Origin of the sequence: Fructobacillus cardui, assembly GCF_963580785.1 — a bacterium.
GTDB classification, from domain to species: Bacteria; Bacillota; Bacilli; order Lactobacillales; family Lactobacillaceae; genus Fructobacillus; species Fructobacillus cardui.
This window is the reverse complement of sequence record NZ_CAUZLS010000002.1, coordinates 89,227-105,958: the sequence shown is the minus strand read 5'-3', so window position 1 is coordinate 105,958 and position 16,732 is coordinate 89,227. Positions and strand designations below refer to the sequence as shown.

The window sequence follows — 16,732 nt, the reverse complement described above, 5'->3', positions numbered from 1 at the left end:
CAATACATGACCGATTCACAGTCACTAGCCAAAATCGATGTGGTGATTCAAACTCTTGCTGCCCTCGATCACCAACAGCTACCACTTCACCGTCTCCCCAACCTACTAGAAGATGTCAAGTCCTTAAGTCGCCATCCAGAACGACTCCTTCTCGATGATGCATTAGCAGAGCTAAGAGAAACACTGATTGTCAACTATGGGCTCTGGTTTTTACCAAACACAGATTGGGTCAAGGATTTAGCCCGCTTCGCCGGCCCCAGACCGATTGTTGAGCTAATGGCCGGTAATGCCGCACTATCCGCTGCACTAGAAGCACAAGGACATGTTGTGAAAGCCGTTGATAACCTTGATTGGAGCGGACAAGATAATGAACGTCCTGTCCCCTGGACAACCGTCAGCAAACAAGCTGCCCTAACGGCTGTAAAAGAGAGCTTACGTAAAGCCGATGATCCAAATTCTCAACCAATTTTTGTGATGGCTTGGGCACCAGATACTAACGACGATGACTGGCAAATTTTACAATACCTTCGGAGCCAATCCCAACCTTTTCACTTAATTGTCATTGGTGAAAAAAATGGTGCCACCAATTCAAAGCAATTCTGGCAGGAGGCTGATTTGGAATTAAATGATGTTTTAAATCAGCATTATCAGGCCTTTGACATGATTCAAGATGCCGTTTATCTGGTGCATTGATAGTCAAGCAAGATACAATTTGATTGATTCTAACAAAAAAGAAGGCTCTCGCCTTCTTTTTTTATCGACCTAATTTTAGAGACGGCCAATCTGATTTTTATAAAATTGGTGCTAGTAACCTAGCGACATACTGTTTAAAGACCAGCCAACGGCCCTGTTGGGCAAAACTGGTCACCGTCTGCTCACTGGAAACAGTTAAATCATGCTTAAAAACATGGGCAAGATGATGAGCTAAGTCAGAATCGTATAGAAAGGCATTCACTTCAAAATTTAGCTTAAAAGAGCGAAAATCCAAATTGGCCGAACCAACAGAAGCCAAATGATCATCGACTACCATCGTCTTGGCGTGCAAGAAACCATTTTGATAATAATAAATCTTAATTCCATACTTGGCTAACTGCGCAGCGTAATACTGAGTGGCTCGATAGACAAAGGCATGGTCAGGCATGCAAGGCACCATAATCCGAACATCAACGCCCGAATTAGCGGCAATTCGCAAAGCATCAAAAGTTGAATCATCCGGAATTAAATAGGGCGTTTGAATCCAACAGCGCTTTTTGGCCAATTGAATTAAGCGGATATAGCCCATCTTAATCTGTTCGTCATCCGTTTCAGGACCGGAAGTAACAATTTGTAAATTCGATTTACCCTGCAAAGCCAATTGCAATGGTGGAAAGTAACGGTCTGACGTTACCGCCATCGGTCTCTTGGGTTCAGAAGCGTTCCAATCCAACAGAAAATGAGCTTGGAGTGAGTAAACTCCGGAACCCGTCATCCGTAAATGCGTATCACGCCAATGGCCAAATTTTTTATCACGGCCAAGATACTGGTCACCAATATTAAAACCACCAACATAGCCAATTTGGCCATCAATCACCACGATTTTACGGTGATCACGAAAGTTTAACTGAAAATCAACCAGCGTCAGTCGACGCTTCAAGAATGGCGTAGCGTGACCGCCAGCATCTCGTAACGGTGCAAAGAACCGCTTGGTTGTACCAAAGGAACCCAAGGCATCGTAAATGACGTGCACCTCAACGCCAGCTTGAGCCCGCTCGACTAAAATGTCTCTGATTTCATGCCCTAACTGATCACTATAAAAAGTATAAAACTCAAGATTAATACTTTCCTGTGCTTGCTTCAGATCCTCTTTTAAGCGGCCAAAAAAATCCAAACCCGAAGTAAAGACTTTAACCTGATTTTTTGTCGCCAAGGACGTCTGATTAATATTTTGAAACAGCGTGACCAAAGAACGAGCCTGAACTAAGGAGGCTTGCGTTTCGTTCACATGTGTCACAAGGCCTTCCCTTTTACCGCGTTCATCAGCATCTTGAATCAAATCGGCGATTTTTTCATTCATCGCTGAAGTATCTTGCCCTTGATAGGCAAAAAGCCGGCGCTGTGACAGCTTCCGGCCCGCAAAAGAATAAATAATAAAACCAAGGACTGGAATTAAAATCAGCACTAAGATCCACGCCCAAGTAGCGGCGATATCTCGTGGCTCACGAAAAACCGTGATAACGGCCACGGTCGTGTTAATAATTAAAAGTACTACTAGTGTTGTTAGCATCTGCTTCCCTTTATTTCACCCTGTGAAAGTCCGGTTTTGTACCAGGTGCTAGTCCTTAGTATTCCATCAAAGCAACAAACGGTACTTCGCCGGCTTCCATAATCTTCTCTCGACCGTGGAGGTCCTCTAATTCAATAATAAAGGCTACTCCGGCCACCACGCCACCTAATTCTTCCACAATCTTGCGGGTAGCATTGATGGTGCCACCAGTTGCCAAAAGGTCATCGACAATCAAGACCCGTTGACCAGGTTGAATGGCATCCTCATGAATCTCCAACTCATTGACACCGCCATACTCCAATGTGTAAGATGCTGAAACAGCCTTACGGGGTAACTTACCAGACTTACGTGCTGGCACAAAACCAATACCCATGGCATAGGCTAATGGCGAACCAACGATGAAGCCACGTGATTCTGGCCCAGCAATCAAGTCGACATCCAAGTCTTTGGCAAAATCAACGATTTGGTCAATTGCTTGCTTATAAGCAGGCCCATCACCCATCAATGGTGAGATATCACGGAAAGAAACACCAGGTTCTGGATAATCTTCCACTGTGGCAACATAATCATGTAAATCAATTTTACTCATTTTTATTTCCTCAAGCCGGGTTCATTAACCGGCAAAATACCGCTGGTACGTGACAGAGTTTGCCAAGGACTTTTTACTGGTACTTGGTAAACACAAAATAGTCCCTGCATTCATTTTAACAAAACCGAGGTCCAAAAAGACCTGAATCATTAATTTAAATTGCTTTTCTTGCATTGAAAGTTCGGATAATACAACTTCCAAATGCCCGATAATGTCCAATTTTTGGTGTCCATACAAATATTTATATAATCTGGCAAAGTCTTGGCTACTCGTTTGACCGATTGCCTGCGCCAATGTTGTAGATGAATTTTTAACCGCAGCTTCTGCGGTCTGTGCCGTTTGGACCACTTGCTTTTTAACCTGACGAACGACTGGCTCCATTGACGTAGGCTGATTTTGCTCTACTTCGACAAAGGCCAAATCTTCCAGCATTAATTGCAGCCTAGTTTTGCCAGCAAAGGTGTTCACCCCAACCTTGCCCGCTAGGGTCGCCTGTGTTTTTTCTTGGGCTTCTTTTACCAAATCAGGCTGATTGAAGGCTAAGGCCTCGACAAAGCCCCGCCCGCCACGAATATTAAGCTTTAGATGCTGATTAAGCGCCCCCATCGATTGAACCGATTCTAGTGGCACATCCTCAACAGCAATAACGGGCTGTGGATTGCCCTGGCCAAATGGTTCAAGCAAAGCTAATTGCTGGTAAAAATCAGGTGTCAAAATCCGTGGCTGCACAACCAAGTTAACGGCTAACTTTTGATCGGCAAATTGCAGGTTAGCCCCATCTTGTTGAACCAAGTTTTGGACCACCGGCAATTCATCCGGCGTCATACTAACTCCTAAGGCACCGGCATGACCACCAAAACTAGTGAAGTAGTCAGCATAGGCCTGCAAGAAGGCGTGCAAATCAAAGTCCCCAAAGGAACGTCCAGAACCCTTATAAACGCCGTCAACGAGCGAAAGAATCACCACGGGTTTTTTCACTAATTCAGCCAAGCGGGCAGCAACAATGCCAAGAATTCCTTGATGCCAATTTTGGCCAGCAATCAGCAAGATGTTGGCCTTCTGATTTTTTGGGTCTAGGGCCTGCTCTTTTGCCTGATCAAAGACGGTATCCACTAAGGTCCGACGCTCATCATTGAGCTGTTCCACTTCCTTAGCAATCGCCTTGGCTCGCTCTGGGTCCTTCGTTAACAAGAGTTCTAAGCCTAGCTGACCATCGGCCATTCGACCAATCGCGTTTAACCGTGGCGCAATTTTAAAGCCAATCGTTTCGGCTAAAATTGCTTGCCCCTTGGCGTGCTTCGCGCTCTTTAATAGGGCAGCTAGACCGGGTCTGGGATTTTCCTCAATCTGTTTAAGACCCCAGGTCACAAAGGCCCGATTTTCATCGGTCAGGGAGACCACATCGGCCACCGCACCCATCGCAACCAAATCCAAAAATTCCACTGGTAAGTCTTTCAATGATTCGGCCGGTTGTCCATCGGCTAAGATTGCCTGAGCAACCTTAAAAGCAACCCCCGCTCCTGATAAATCAGAAAAAGGATAGCTTCCCTCTGGATGGCGTGGATGGATGATGGCATAAGCATCGGGCAGAGTCTCCGGTAAAGCGTGGTGGTCAGTCACGACCACATCAACACCAGCACCTTGCGCCCAAGCAATCGCCTCATGGCCACTGACGCCGTTATCAACCGTGATAATCAAGCTCGCACCAGTTTCTTCAACCAAGCGTTGGTAAGTCGTTAAATTGGGTCCATAACCATCTTCAAAACGGTTTGGAATGTAGGGTGTTACCTCTGCACCAAGCGAGGTCAGCGTTTCCACCATAATCGCGGTACTCGTAATACCATCGACGTCATAATCACCGTAAACCAAAATTGGTTCGGCAGTAAACACTGCTTCTTGAATCCGATCCACCGCCTTTTCCATATCGAAAAATTCGCTTGGGTCGTGAATACTTTGAAAATCAGGATGCAAAAAGGCCTGCGCCTCTTTCACATCCTTGATGCCTTTTTGCACCAAAAAACCTGCTGTAACTGGATTTAAATGTAATTGTTCCTGTAACCGTTGGCTACTCATTTGATCTGGTTGATCTAACAACCGCCAATTACTTGGTACCATGCTGCTCCTTCTTGAATGGGACATCAACAACGTCGAAGTCACGGGCAACATAGGTATTTGGGAACAAATGCTTCACATCGCTAATGAACTTCTTTAATAATGGGCCAATATACCGGGCAGAAATGTGGACCAAGACTAATTTACCAACATGACTGTCGAGCGCTAGGTGGGCCGCATCACGGGAAGTTGAATGTCCATGTGCCCGTGCTAATTTACTTTCTTCCTTACTTTGACCATAGGTTGATTCGTGAACCAAGACGTCTGCACCCTGCGCCAAAATCTTTGCTTGGTCATTTGGGAGAGTGTCCAAAATAAAGGTCACGACGCGTCCCGGTTGTGCTGGGCCAAGGTAATCCTGACCATTAATTACACGACCATCGTCAAGGGTCACCGTTTCACCGGCCTTCAAGCGACCATAGACAGGACCTGCTGGAATTTGATCAGCCTTTACCTTATCAATCAGCAATTCTCCTGGATGAGCCTTTTCTTCCACCCGAAAACCCCAGGCCTCAATCCGGTGCTTCAAAGGAGCCGCTACCACACGGAAGGTATCATCTTCAAAAATCGTCCCCACCTCAATTTCCACATAGTGAACTGGGTAAGACAAGTGCGTATCTGAAACCCGCAAAGCCGTTTGCACAAAAGACTTCAAGCCTTTAGGACCATAAATCGTCAGTGGTTCACTTTTATCAGCGCCCTGGAAAGACCGTGAGGACAATAAACCAGGCAAACCAAAAATATGGTCGCCATGCAAATGGGAAATAAAAATTTTTTCAATCTTCCGTGGGCGAATCGTGGTTTTCAAAATCTGGTGTTGGGTTGCTTCCCCAACATCAAAAAGCCAGACAGCATTGCGCTCATCAAGTAGCTTCAAAGCAATGCTGGCCACATTGCGAAATTTAGATGGTTGGCCCGAGCCAGTTCCTAAAAATTCCAGTTCCATCGGTCTTGTCCTTTATCCTGTATTCGATCTACCGATGTTTACTAGTACAAATTAATCGTCTGCTAATTCACTTTTAATATCATCCAATAGGTCGCGTTCTTCATTTGTAAATACCCGATTTTCTAATAAATCAGGTCGACGTAAGTACGTCTTTTTTAGCGCTTCTTTTAACCGCCATTCAGCGATTTTACCGTGGTTTCCAGAAGTTAAGACATCTGGTACGGTTAATCCACGAAAGTCTGCTGGTCGCGTGTATTGTGGGTATTCCAGCAAGCCATCAGCAAAGGAATCACCTTCTGCCGATTCAGCATTGCCCAAAACATGAGGCAAAAAGCGAACCGTTGCATCAATCATGACCATCGAGGCCAGTTCCCCACCAGTTAAAACATAATCACCCAGTGAAAGTTCTTCGTCTACCAATGTCTTGATTCGCTCATCATATCCCTCATAATGACCGGCAATAAAAGTTAAGTGGTCATAGTTGGCCAATCGTTTCGCATCCGTGTGGTCAAACTTCTTACCAGCCGGATCCAACAAGATGACATGCCCCGCACTTTTTTCAGGGCTATTTTTCTTGACGGCCTCTAAGGCATCAAAAATCGGTTGGGGCGTGAGCAACATGCCAGCCCCACCACCGAAGGGATAGTCATCAACATTGTTATGTTTGTTTGTCGTATAATCACGAAAATCAGTCACAGCAAAGTCAAGGTCACCACGATCGATTGCTTTACCGATAATTGACTGACGCATTGGTGCAAACATATCTGGAAAAAGGCTTAAAACATCAATCTTCATCGTCCAATAGTCCTTCCAAGACATCAATGGTAATCACCTTATCAGCCACATTGACCTCTTTTACGACATCATCGATCATCGGAATTAAGCCATCTTTGCCCTTGGGACGTTTCATAATCCAAACGTCGTTGGCACCAGTCGTCATAATTTCCTTGATTTCACCCAAAGTCTGCCCATCTAAGTCGACAACGGTGCAGCCAATGATTTCGTTGTAGTAATATTCACCATCATCAAGGTCATCCCGGTCTTCTTCATCAACGAAGACATCCTGGCCCTTAAAAATTTCAACTTGGTTAATATTATCAACACCCTCAAAGGTGACCAACCACATACCCTTATGAACGCGGGCCTTTGCAATCATTTCCTTGACGTATTGCCCCTTGTCCAAACGGTAAATCGCTTGCCCCTTTTGAAAGCGGTCGTCAGCAAAGTCCGTAATGGCTTTGATTTTCAACTCACCACGAATGCCATGTGTATTGACAATCGTTCCAATTTTAAAGTAATTTTTTGTTTCCATACTCTCTATTATAGCAAAGCTTTGCTTATCTTAGCCTGTTCAAAAAGAAAAAAACTACCAAATGAACTTTGGTAGTTTCCACTTTATAAACCAGTTTGTCTTAAACCAATTCCAACAAGTCAGCCTTCTTAGCTGATGCTGGGTAGTCGATACCTTGGGCGTCCAAGTATGCCTTGATTTCGGCAACCTTGTTCTTAGCCGTTGGCTTTTCAGAAGAAGCAGCTGCTTCTTCCTTAGCTGCTGGCTTAGCAGCAGCTGACTTCTTTGCCTTAGCAGGCTTTTCAGAAGCTGCAGCAGCCTTTTGTTCAGCATACTTAGCCATGATGCCAGCCTTTGACAACAAGTTACGAGCTGTGTCAGATGGTTGTGCACCATTTGCCAACCAAGCCAAAATCTTAGCTTCGTCCAACTGTACTTCTGCTGGAACAGCGATTGGGTTATAAGTTCCCACTGTTTCGATAAAACGACCATCACGTGGTGAACGTGAGTCAGCGATAACAACGCGGTAGAATGGACGCTTCTTAGCACCCATCCGCTTCAAGCGAATTTTAACTGCCATAATGTAATTCCTCCGTATTTCTTTACTTGTCTATTATGCCAAATAATAAAAGCGATGTCAAGTATTTTTACTTGACATCGTTTTTTAAATCAAAATAACTGATTTTTAAGCTTCAAAACCTTCTGCTAAGGCAGCTGGGTAATACTTGCGAACCAATGCAGCTTCAGCCTTTGACAATTCTGGAAAGGCCTCATCGACTCCCAAATCTTCGTGATAGCGACGGTCACGTGGTGACAAACCGCCGCGAGCCTTTTCAACTAAGACAGGAACGTCATCAAAGCTTGGCACAGCATCTGTTGCGTCTTCACGATCCTTCAAGTCCAATTGTGAGACCATCAAAATCAAACGAAAGTCTAAGTTCAAATCAGACAAAACGCTCTTCTGATCAGCCGTCAAGTACAGCGTCATAGCTGCTTCGGCATTCTTACCAACCAAGCCAGCTGTTCGGGCGGCTTCGATTGCCTTGTTGGCCGCCGAACGCAACGCAAAGACCGTTTCCCACTTAACCATCATGTCAGCATTTTCTGGCAATTCCTCTACAGTTGGCATGTCTTGCAAGTAAGCGTACTTCGTGTTGGTATGTGGAATATATGACCATATTTCTTCAGCCGTGTGTGGCAAAACTGGCAACATCAACTTCGTTAAAGCCGTCAAAATTTCGTAGAAGACTGATTGCATTGAACGACGCAAGGCAGAATCCGGTGCTTCAACATAAACAACGTCCTTGGCGATATCCAAATAGAAGGCAGACAAGTCCACGTTAATAAAGTTAATCAAACGTGAGTAGATTTCATTGAGACGGTAGTTGTCATAACTATCCTTCAAATCAGCGACCAAGTTGTTCAACAAGACCGTTGCATATTGGTCATGAGCAGCACGGTCTGCAAAGGCAACCTTGTCAGTATCGTAATCAAAGTCAGATGTGTTGGCCAACAAGAAACGCATGGTATTACGGATCTTGCGGTAAGAATCAGCAACTTGCTTCAAAATTTCATCTGAAACTGGCATATCTTGGGACGTATCAACTGAGATAGTCCACAAACGCAAAATTTCAACACCAAACTTGTTACCAACATCCAATGGTGAAATCGTGTTTCCCAATGACTTGGACATCTTGTTACCCTTACCATCCAAAGTAAAGCCTTGTGATAGCAAGTTCTTGTAAGGTGCCTGCCCCGTTACGGCCACAGAAGTAATCAATGAAGAGTTAAACCAACCACGGTACTGGTCAGAACCTTCCAAATACAAATCAGCAGGGTAATCCAATTGAGGGCGTTGACGCATCACCCCATTCCAAGAAGAACCGGAATCGAACCAAACATCCATGATGTCCTCTTCCTTCTTGAATTGGCCATTTGGTGAATGTTCGTTCGTATAACCTTCTGGCAATAAGTCCTTGGCTTCACGTTCAAACCAAACGTTTGAACCGTGCTTTTCAACCAATTGCGCAACGTGCTCAATAATGTCAGCATCCAAAATGGCTGTTCCATCCTCTGCATAGAAGATTGGCAATGGCACGCCCCAAACACGTTGACGAGAGATAACCCAGTCACCACGACCAGCAATCATGTTGTGCAAACGCTTTTGACCCCATGCTGGGAAGAAATTAACCTCATCAATTTGGTCCAAAATATCCTGACGGAAATTGTCAATTGACGCAAACCATTGTGGCACAGCTCGCCAAATAATTGGCTTCTTTGTTCGCCAGTCAAATGGGTATGAGTGGGTAATCTTTTCCTTCGCCAAGAACAACCCGGCATCCGTCAACTTCGTGATCACCGTTCCAGTAACATCATCATAGAACCGACCTTCAAAATCAGGACCCGCATTCTTAGTCATGTTTCCCTTTTCGTCAACCGTCACCACAACATCTAAGCCATATTCCTTTGAGACGTTGTAATCATCTTCACCAAAGCCAGGCGCCGTGTGGACCAAACCAGTTCCAGAATCCAAAGTAACGTGGTCCGCATTCATAACCACTTCTTCGGCATCGGCATCCCATGGATGGTAAGCCGTAATTTTATCCAAGTCTTGGCCCTTATATGAATCCAATACTTCATAATCTTCCCAACCAAACTTTGGTGCAACCGTTTCCAACAATTCCTTAGCCACAACATACTTCTTATCTTGACCAGCTGGCTTCACCAAAACATAGTCAAAATCAGGACCTAAGGTAATTCCACGTGAAGCGGTAACCGTAAATGGCGTCGTGGTCCAAACAACCAAGTAAGTATCACCATCCAAAATGCCTTTACCATCCTTCACACGGTTGGCATAGAACAATGAAGTTGACTTGATATCGTGGTATTCAATTTCGGCTTCAGCCAAAGCTGATTCAGATGACCATGACCAATAAACCGGCTTAGCTCCTTGGAAGATGAAACCCTTTTTAGCCATCGTACCAAAGACACGCAACTGTGCTGCTTCAAATTCAGGCTGCAAAGTAATGTATGGGTGGTCCCAATCGGCCATAATCCCCAAACGCTTAAAGTCATTGCGCTGCTTATCAACTTGCTCCAACGCAAAATCCTTAGCCAAGTTACGCCATTCGCTCTTTGGCATTGACTTCCGGTCGTGACCGGCCTTTGTCAATTGCTGCTCAATTGGCAAACCGTGCGTATCCCATCCAGGAACATAAGGTGCATAATAGCCGTTCATGTTCTTGTAACGGACAATAATATCCTTAGTAATCTTATTTAAGGCGTGACCCAAATGAATGTTTCCATTGGCATAGGGAGGGCCATCGTGCAAGTTAAAGTGTGGCTTTTGCTCGTTTTGTGCCAGTCGTTGTTCATAGAGGTTGTCATCGTACCAGCCTTGTTGCCGTTCTGGCTCCGTTGTTGGCAAAGAGCCTCGCATCGGAAATGCTGTTTTTCCTAAATTCAATGTGTCTTTATACTTCATAAGAGACTCCTTTCAATAAACGAAAAAACGTCCTGTGCCCCAAAATTTGGGACAACAGGACGTTTTTTACGTGGTACCACCTATTTTCCGCTGACTAATGGTCAACGCTCTAACTGGCGATAACGGACCAAGCCGTCAAACTTACTCTTAGTTCAGTTTGATGAAGGGTAAGGGATGTAAAAAAGCTGAGGGAATGACCATCTTACACCGGACATGGCTCGCTAACACTATCAACTTTTTTAAACTGGCTTACACCGTTAATCAATCATTTTTACTTTGGTTGCCCATTTTCAGGGAAAACGACCACCGTTGGATCTGCAACTTCCTCTTCAACCTCAACCTTTTCACTTTCAGCAGGCTTTTCTTCCCCTTCACTAGGTTCGATTGGGCCCTTAGCAAAACTTGGAACTTCTTTAATATCGGTTGGCAACGGCTTTTCTTCAGTACCATCTTGACTAGCAGCATCCGTTGGTGCCGGTACTGATGCTTCCGAAACAGGCTTCAACCAATGGTTCGTTTCACCCAAAACCTTTTCCGACAATTCAGAAGCAGGCAACTTATTAACTGCCTGTGACAATTGCCCCTGCTCAAGCAAGGCCTTTTGTTGGTCAATCAATGACAGGAATGATTGGCGGAAACTATCAACTCGCTGACGCAAGCGATTTTGCTCGTCAATCAAATCAACATTTTCTTGAGCCAAGCGGGCGGATTCTGCTTCAGCTTTTTGACGGGCGTCATCAACAATTTGCTTAGCTTCATCTTGGGCGTGGGTCAATTGTGATTTTACTTCAGATTCCGTCTCAGAGCGCAAACGTGAGGCAGCGCTTTGGGCGAACATGATTGATTCATTCACTTGATCACGTTCACCTTCGAGCTCATCAATACGGTTTTGTTGCTGACGGTTTTGTTGCTGTAATTTCTCAAAATCAGCCAATAAGGTACGATAATCATTATTGACTTCATCCAAGAAAGAATCAACTTCGCGCGCCACATATGCCCGTGAGCCCTTTCGGGTGAATTCATGGTTTAAAATCTCATCTGGTGTTAGTGCCATCTTATCTCTCTGCCTCCCGAATTCATCTCATCGATGAATAATATTAAAAACTGCTTTGATTTTATCCTTTTTGCTCTGCCCTGACAAGCTTTCTAAGCAAATTCTTCCATATTTTCTCACTGAAATCACATCTTTTAGAGAAATTTGCCGGTCTACCTGGTCACTAACAGTCCAATTAACTTGCACAGAGCCACTGGTAACTAAATCTTGTGCCTTTGCACGCGCAAGGTTGAATGACGCTGCTACAACCACATCAAGGCGCAATGAGTTGACTAACAAGAATTGGTCTTTTCCATCTTCTTCCTTTTGAAAAGCGCGGTCGAAGCTAATTTCTTGCCAGTCAGTCTTAACCTTACCAATGCGACCAATCTCTTGACGAATAAATCCGGCTAATAGCTGATCAACCGCTAATTGAACCAGTCCCTCATCTTCTTTGACGACAATATCGCCAAAGCCTGACCGGTCAAGCCCCTTATGCACCAATGCACCTAAGATATCCTTGTGACGCAAACTGACGAACTTGACCGGAAAGGCCAATTCTAACAAGACCAGTTGAAAATCACTTTCCTTAATCTCATAAAAATCAGGTGCAATCACAACTCGTTTCGACTCAACTTGGTCAAAAATGCCGTCTGCCACCATTTTTAGGCCTGCACGCTGATTCACTAACGTTTGCACAATATAGCGCTGACGTGGGTTTAAAAACTTGGTTAAAACCAATCGATAGTCGATTTCTGCCTGATTTACCCAGTCGAGGGCTTGCTTCACAAAATCGCCCTCACTTTCGTGAAAGTGCTGGGCGATGGCCTGCTGATTACTCATTTAAAAGAACCATGCCAAGGCGTATTGCGCCAATTCTAAGACGATAAAGGCGATTAATGGTCGTAGATCTAAGATACCAATTGGCTTGATAAAAGAGAACCAGGACAAATAAGGGGTCACAATCTTGCCTAATTCACGGCCAAACCAGGTGTTATAAGCACCAGGAAACCATGACATCAAAACATAGACAATCAGTGCATAAGAATAAATCTTAAGCAGCCACGCAATAATCGTGACTAGTAGTAGTCCAAACATAAATATTAATACCGACCTTGATTATCAAGGTTTTCACTCATGGAGCCTGCTACTTCATATGTTGATGGTGTCAACAAGAAAATTTTCTCACCAACTCGTTCCATCGAACCCGAAACAGCATAGACAGCTCCGCCGATATAGTCTAAGATTCGCATTGCTTGTTCCTCTTCCAATTGAGAAAAGTTAACAATCACAGCATCACCTTCAATCACTTGACTGGCGATTGCTCGTGAATCAGCGTAAACCTTTGGTTCAAAAAGAGCAATACGACCTTGCGCTACCCCAGCAGCTCCAGCTTGGCCCTGATTTTTAAAAGCAGTCATCTGCTTGTTTGCTGCAGGCTTTTGCTTTTGAACAGGTTGTTGCTCAGGAGCCTCTTCGTAGCCCTCTTCTTCATAGTAATCATCATCGCCCGAAAAAAGACGCTTAATCCCATCAAATGCCATCGCTCAATCCTCCTTATCGTTTCTTGAAGAATGGTGGCTTATCATCATCTTCGTTTGACAAGTCTAAATCAATACTTTGGTTAACCGGCTCAACGGGATCAAAAGCTTTCTTTTGAACACCATCGAATTGACCAGTTTGGTTACTTGGCCTTTTGCTAGTCGTGATATCCCAATTTTCAAAAGGATCATCCTTACCAGGCACGTTCTGATTTAAAGACTGGTCTTGACCAGTTCGAGCAAAAAGACCATTTTGAGCTGACTCGTTTGCTGGTTTTTCTTGTTGAACGGAACGCTTTAGAGGTTGAACACCGCCAGCCTGTAAGCCGGTAGCAATCACCGTGATTCGAATTGAATCGCCCAAATCTTCGTCCACAGAGGTTCCGAAGATAACGTTCACATCGCGGCCAGCCTCTTGGTTAATCACATCAGCAGCAGTCTGCGCTTCATACAGTGACAAATCAGGACCACCAGTGATGTTCAACAAGACATCTTCAGCACCAGACATATCCACTTCCAGCAATGGTGAGGAAATGGCTGCCTTGGTTGCATCACTTGCACGTGACTCACCATTGGCAACCCCAACACCCATCAAAGCTGGTCCGGCGTTTTGCATAACAGTCTTCACGTCGGCAAAATCCAAGTTAATGAAACCAGGATTGGTAATCAATTCTGAAATACCACGAACGCCCTGGGCAACAACGTCATCGACAATCTTGAAGGCTTCAGACAGTGGTGTCTTCAAGTCGATACGGTCCTTTAGCTTTTCGTTCGTGATCACAATCAAAGAATCAACGGATTCAGACAAGGCTTGTAAACCTTCAACCGCATACTTTGACCGCTTTGGCCCTTCCCATGAGAAAGGACGAGTAACAACAGCGACCGTCAAGGCCCCCATTTCTTTAGCTGCCTTAGCGACGATTGGAGCAGCACCATTTCCGGTTCCACCACCCATTCCGGCTGTCACAACAACCATATCGGCGCCCTCTAAGGCTGATTTAATTTCTTCTTCAGATTCTTCGGCCGCCTTAGCACCACGCTCAGGGTTTGAACCGGCACCAAGTCCACCTGTTAATTTAGGCCCAATTTGAACCTTTTGACGAGCCTTTGATTTATCTAAGGCCTGGACATCAGTATTGGCAACAATAAAGTCAACCCCTTGGATGCCTTCGTCAATCATATGGTTGACCGCATTAGATCCACCACCACCAACACCAATGACCTTGATGATAGCGCCGGCTTGATCCTGCGTTTCGTCGATTGTAAAATCCATGAAAGTTACTCCTTTGGGAATGTTTTATTCGTTGTCGTCTGGTTCTGCAAACAAGGAGGCGAGCGTCGACTTTACTCGTGAAAATACTCCTGGTTTCTTTTCAGCTGGATCGAGGTAAACCCCTTCCTCGCCTTGTGCTTCAATTACATCGGTCTCACCATCGTCAACCAAGTGATAATGACTAGCCTGGTCCTTTGTCGCTTCTTCAACCTGCTGTCCCATCAGCACCGCCTTGATTTCCAAGGCTAAGTTACTTTGGAAAGCCTGATGAGAGGCATAGGCAAGGGCACGGGCGAAGCTAGGATGGCGCAAGCCAATTTGTGTTGGCTGCGCAACCTGAACATTTGAACCAAAATGTTCTTGAGCCTTAGCAAGGACCCCAGGTGTTGCTGCGTTTCCGCCAGTTATGAGAAAACCACCAGGTAGTTCTTCAGCACCAATGGCTTGTAATTGCTGGTCTAGACGATCAAAAATTTGGTCGTAACGCGCTGCCATAATTTCAGACAAATACTGCTCGTCAACCGCCTTTTTCTCCGTTAAGCCTACGGCATTCACATAGAATTGCTGTTTAGCCGATGCCTGGTAAGGGTCGGCTGACCCGTACTTTTTCTTAACAGATTCAGCCTCATCCACACTAATACCAAGGACAGTCGAGATGTCCTTAGTTACCTGGATACCACCCTCGTAGTCCACGGTCATATACTTTACCTTGTGATCATGGACAACAGAAGCAGTTGACTGACCACCAGCTAAGTCAATTAGAATAGCACCAAAGTCCTGTTCAGCATCATTTAGAAAAGCTGGTGCCAAAGCAATTGGTGCTAACACCAGCGACTGCATTTGTAGGCCAGCCTTCTTGACAGCAGTCTTCATCGTATCAACGACTTTACTTGGTGCCAAGTAAGCTAACCCTTGGACCTCTAAGCGAACACCAATCATATCGGTTGGGTCCTTAATACCATCAAAACCATCGACAATAAATTCGTTCGGTAAGAATTCAACAACCGTTTGGTCTTGAACTGAAAGCGAATCGAGAGCCTGGTGTGTCACATTGACAACATCTTGGTTTGTAATTTGTTTATTTTGATTTTCAATCGAAACAAGGCCGGTCACCGTTTGGATATCCATATGGTTAGCTGGTAAACCAACAACCACCTCGTTAATCTCAATATTTGCCTTTGCGGCAGCCTGTGAGACTGCTTGTGAAATGGCCTCAGCCGTTTGGTTGATGTCAACAATCACGCCACGGCGTAAACCAGCACCAGGGGCACTGCCCGTAGCAATGACGTTGAAGCGACCATTTTCGCTTTGGGCAACGACCACTTTGACCATGGTTGTCCCGATATCTAATCCAACTATCACGCCATCTTGGGTCATGTAAATTTCCCCTCTTTTAATAAAAATTTAGAAACTAAACCTAAAAATAATCTTATCATATTCTACCTTAGTCTGGTAGGGCTTAGAGCCAATTTATGAGCAAGTTTTTTCCATTATGAACCGTTATACGGATATGAGTATGATCCATACTGCAAATCAACAACTCCAGTCGAAGACATTTGCGCCACAATCCCAGCATAATAGCGCATTTTATCAGCCAATGTATTCTGGCTGGCATAAACTGTGTTGCCATCATTCATTGACAAGACTAGTTTATCGCTATTATTTGTATCCGGCGCAAATTTAATCTCACCGATATCCTGGCGGATTGTTTTGTCCAAGGAAGAAACTGCCCTAGCAACCTTTTTAATCCGTGTTACAGAGGAAAAGCCGCTATAGACTGGTCCCTGACCATCTACTTGGCTGATTTTACTCTGATTTCCAGCTGAATCAAGTTGATACCATTGGTCACCCTTCTTTAGAAAACCAGCATTAATTTTTTCTCCTGCTTCAATTGAAACCGTACTTTTCGTTAATGAAATCTTCACCTGCGAAACCTTATTGTTACTTTTTTTTAGTTTTCGTTCTAAAAACGTTTCTTGAAAGAAAACTTGGTAACGGTAATCACCTGGCTTAATTCCCACTTCTTTTTCAATTACTTCAGTTGGGATGTTACCAGCATCAACATTCACAGTCGTAATCTTTACCCAAGGTTGCCAAATCATTAAAATGACTGCGATGCTTGCCAAAAAAGCCAGAGCCGTAGCGGTACTGGTCTGCTCGGGGTGCATTCGCATTGTCATTTTAATTTTTTGCAAGGCAA

Annotated in this window: 16 protein-coding genes; 1 reads left to right on the top strand and 15 read right to left on the bottom strand. The window is 44.7% G+C overall.

The window, feature by feature from the left end; all coding sequences use genetic code 11:
- Nucleotides 1–6: 6 nt before the first annotated feature.
- A complete protein-coding gene (locus AABI20_RS02690; protein WP_288846391.1) occupies nucleotides 7–693 on the top strand; it encodes an SAM-dependent methyltransferase in 687 nt (228 codons plus the stop codon).
- Nucleotides 694–790: 97 nt separating this feature from the next.
- Here the strand turns inward: AABI20_RS02690 and cls are convergent, their stop codons facing one another.
- The 15 genes from cls to AABI20_RS02615 form a co-directional block, all read right to left on the bottom strand.
- Nucleotides 791–2,263 (bottom strand): cardiolipin synthase, encoded by a 1,473-nt coding sequence (gene cls, locus AABI20_RS02685; protein WP_288846392.1) that lies wholly within the window; start codon nucleotides 2,261–2,263, stop codon nucleotides 791–793.
- Nucleotides 2,264–2,318: 55 nt separating this feature from the next.
- Nucleotides 2,319–2,852: an adenine phosphoribosyltransferase gene (locus AABI20_RS02680; protein ID WP_047974364.1), complete on the bottom strand. Its 534-nt coding sequence runs from the start codon at nucleotides 2,850–2,852 to the stop codon at nucleotides 2,319–2,321.
- 24 nt (nucleotides 2,853–2,876) lie between these two features.
- Entirely contained in the window at nucleotides 2,877–4,967 is a 2,091-nt protein-coding gene (recJ, locus tag AABI20_RS02675; RefSeq protein ID WP_338346704.1) for a single-stranded-DNA-specific exonuclease RecJ, read from the bottom strand.
- Entirely contained in the window at nucleotides 4,954–5,910 is a 957-nt protein-coding gene (rnz, locus tag AABI20_RS02670) for a ribonuclease Z (RefSeq protein WP_047974362.1), read from the bottom strand. Before rnz ends, recJ begins: the two co-directional genes overlap by 14 nt.
- A 51-nt stretch (nucleotides 5,911–5,961) precedes the next feature.
- Nucleotides 5,962–6,705 carry a tRNA (guanosine(37)-N1)-methyltransferase TrmD gene (gene trmD / locus AABI20_RS02665; RefSeq protein ID WP_047974361.1) on the bottom strand — a complete coding sequence of 248 codons (744 nt, stop codon included), beginning with the start codon at nucleotides 6,703–6,705 and terminating at the stop codon, nucleotides 5,962–5,964.
- Nucleotides 6,695–7,222: a ribosome maturation factor RimM gene (gene rimM, locus AABI20_RS02660; RefSeq protein ID WP_047974360.1), complete on the bottom strand. Its 528-nt coding sequence runs from the start codon at nucleotides 7,220–7,222 to the stop codon at nucleotides 6,695–6,697. Before rimM ends, trmD begins: the two co-directional genes overlap by 11 nt.
- 100 nt (nucleotides 7,223–7,322) lie before the next feature.
- On the bottom strand, nucleotides 7,323–7,781 hold the full coding sequence (rpsP, locus tag AABI20_RS02655) for a 30S ribosomal protein S16 (RefSeq protein ID WP_288846395.1): 459 nt from the start codon (nucleotides 7,779–7,781) through the stop codon (nucleotides 7,323–7,325).
- Nucleotides 7,782–7,886: 105 nt separating this feature from the next.
- Entirely contained in the window at nucleotides 7,887–10,685 is a 2,799-nt protein-coding gene (gene ileS, locus AABI20_RS02650; RefSeq protein ID WP_047974358.1) for an isoleucine--tRNA ligase, read from the bottom strand.
- Nucleotides 10,686–10,956: 271 nt separating this feature from the next.
- A complete protein-coding gene (locus tag AABI20_RS02645; RefSeq protein ID WP_288846398.1) occupies nucleotides 10,957–11,739 on the bottom strand; it encodes a DivIVA domain-containing protein in 783 nt (260 codons plus the stop codon).
- A gap of 27 nt (nucleotides 11,740–11,766) precedes the next feature.
- The gene (locus AABI20_RS02640) at nucleotides 11,767–12,561 is read right to left on the bottom strand and encodes a YlmH family RNA-binding protein (protein ID WP_338345813.1); all 795 of its coding nucleotides are present in this window, start codon (nucleotides 12,559–12,561) and stop codon (nucleotides 11,767–11,769) included.
- Nucleotides 12,562–12,816, bottom strand: a complete 255-nt coding sequence (locus AABI20_RS02635; protein ID WP_338346703.1) for a YggT family protein — start codon at nucleotides 12,814–12,816, stop codon at nucleotides 12,562–12,564.
- Nucleotides 12,817–12,821: 5 nt separating this feature from the next.
- On the bottom strand, nucleotides 12,822–13,262 hold the full coding sequence (locus AABI20_RS02630; protein WP_047974354.1) for a cell division protein SepF: 441 nt from the start codon (nucleotides 13,260–13,262) through the stop codon (nucleotides 12,822–12,824).
- A 13-nt stretch (nucleotides 13,263–13,275) separates the two neighbouring features.
- Nucleotides 13,276–14,532, bottom strand: coding sequence for a cell division protein FtsZ (gene ftsZ / locus AABI20_RS02625; RefSeq protein WP_047974353.1), 1,257 nt, complete (start codon nucleotides 14,530–14,532; stop codon nucleotides 13,276–13,278).
- A gap of 24 nt (nucleotides 14,533–14,556) precedes the next feature.
- Nucleotides 14,557–15,909, bottom strand: a complete 1,353-nt coding sequence (gene ftsA / locus AABI20_RS02620; RefSeq protein ID WP_047974352.1) for a cell division protein FtsA — start codon at nucleotides 15,907–15,909, stop codon at nucleotides 14,557–14,559.
- 113 nt (nucleotides 15,910–16,022) lie between these two features.
- On the bottom strand, nucleotides 16,023–16,727 hold the full coding sequence (locus AABI20_RS02615; RefSeq protein WP_053068894.1) for a hypothetical protein: 705 nt from the start codon (nucleotides 16,725–16,727) through the stop codon (nucleotides 16,023–16,025).
- Between the last annotated feature and the right edge of the window lie 5 nt (nucleotides 16,728–16,732).

Excerpts from the sequence above, each read along its gene's own strand:
- cls (WP_288846392.1), bottom strand. The coding sequence starts at position 2,263 with ATGCTAACAACACTAGTAGTACTTTTAATTATTAACACGACCGTGGCC.
- AABI20_RS02690 (WP_288846391.1), top strand. The coding sequence starts at position 7 with ATGACCGATTCACAGTCACTAGCCAAAATCGATGTGGTGATTCAAACT.
- AABI20_RS02630 (WP_047974354.1), bottom strand. The coding sequence starts at position 13,262 with ATGGCATTTGATGGGATTAAGCGTCTTTTTTCGGGCGATGATGATTAC.
- recJ (WP_338346704.1), bottom strand. The coding sequence starts at position 4,967 with ATGGTACCAAGTAATTGGCGGTTGTTAGATCAACCAGATCAAATGAGT.
- ileS (WP_047974358.1), bottom strand. The coding sequence starts at position 10,685 with ATGAAGTATAAAGACACATTGAATTTAGGAAAAACAGCATTTCCGATG.
- rimM (WP_047974360.1), bottom strand. The coding sequence starts at position 7,222 with ATGGAAACAAAAAATTACTTTAAAATTGGAACGATTGTCAATACACAT.
- AABI20_RS02640 (WP_338345813.1), bottom strand. The coding sequence starts at position 12,561 with ATGAGTAATCAGCAGGCCATCGCCCAGCACTTTCACGAAAGTGAGGGC.
- rpsP (WP_288846395.1), bottom strand. The coding sequence starts at position 7,781 with ATGGCAGTTAAAATTCGCTTGAAGCGGATGGGTGCTAAGAAGCGTCCA.
- rnz (WP_047974362.1), bottom strand. The coding sequence starts at position 5,910 with ATGGAACTGGAATTTTTAGGAACTGGCTCGGGCCAACCATCTAAATTT.
- ftsZ (WP_047974353.1), bottom strand. The coding sequence starts at position 14,532 with ATGGATTTTACAATCGACGAAACGCAGGATCAAGCCGGCGCTATCATC.
- AABI20_RS02645 (WP_288846398.1), bottom strand. The coding sequence starts at position 11,739 with ATGGCACTAACACCAGATGAGATTTTAAACCATGAATTCACCCGAAAG.
- AABI20_RS02680 (WP_047974364.1), bottom strand. The coding sequence starts at position 2,852 with ATGAGTAAAATTGATTTACATGATTATGTTGCCACAGTGGAAGATTAT.
- ftsA (WP_047974352.1), bottom strand. The coding sequence starts at position 15,909 with ATGACCCAAGATGGCGTGATAGTTGGATTAGATATCGGGACAACCATG.
- trmD (WP_047974361.1), bottom strand. The coding sequence starts at position 6,705 with ATGAAGATTGATGTTTTAAGCCTTTTTCCAGATATGTTTGCACCAATG.
- AABI20_RS02635 (WP_338346703.1), bottom strand. The coding sequence starts at position 12,816 with ATGTTTGGACTACTACTAGTCACGATTATTGCGTGGCTGCTTAAGATT.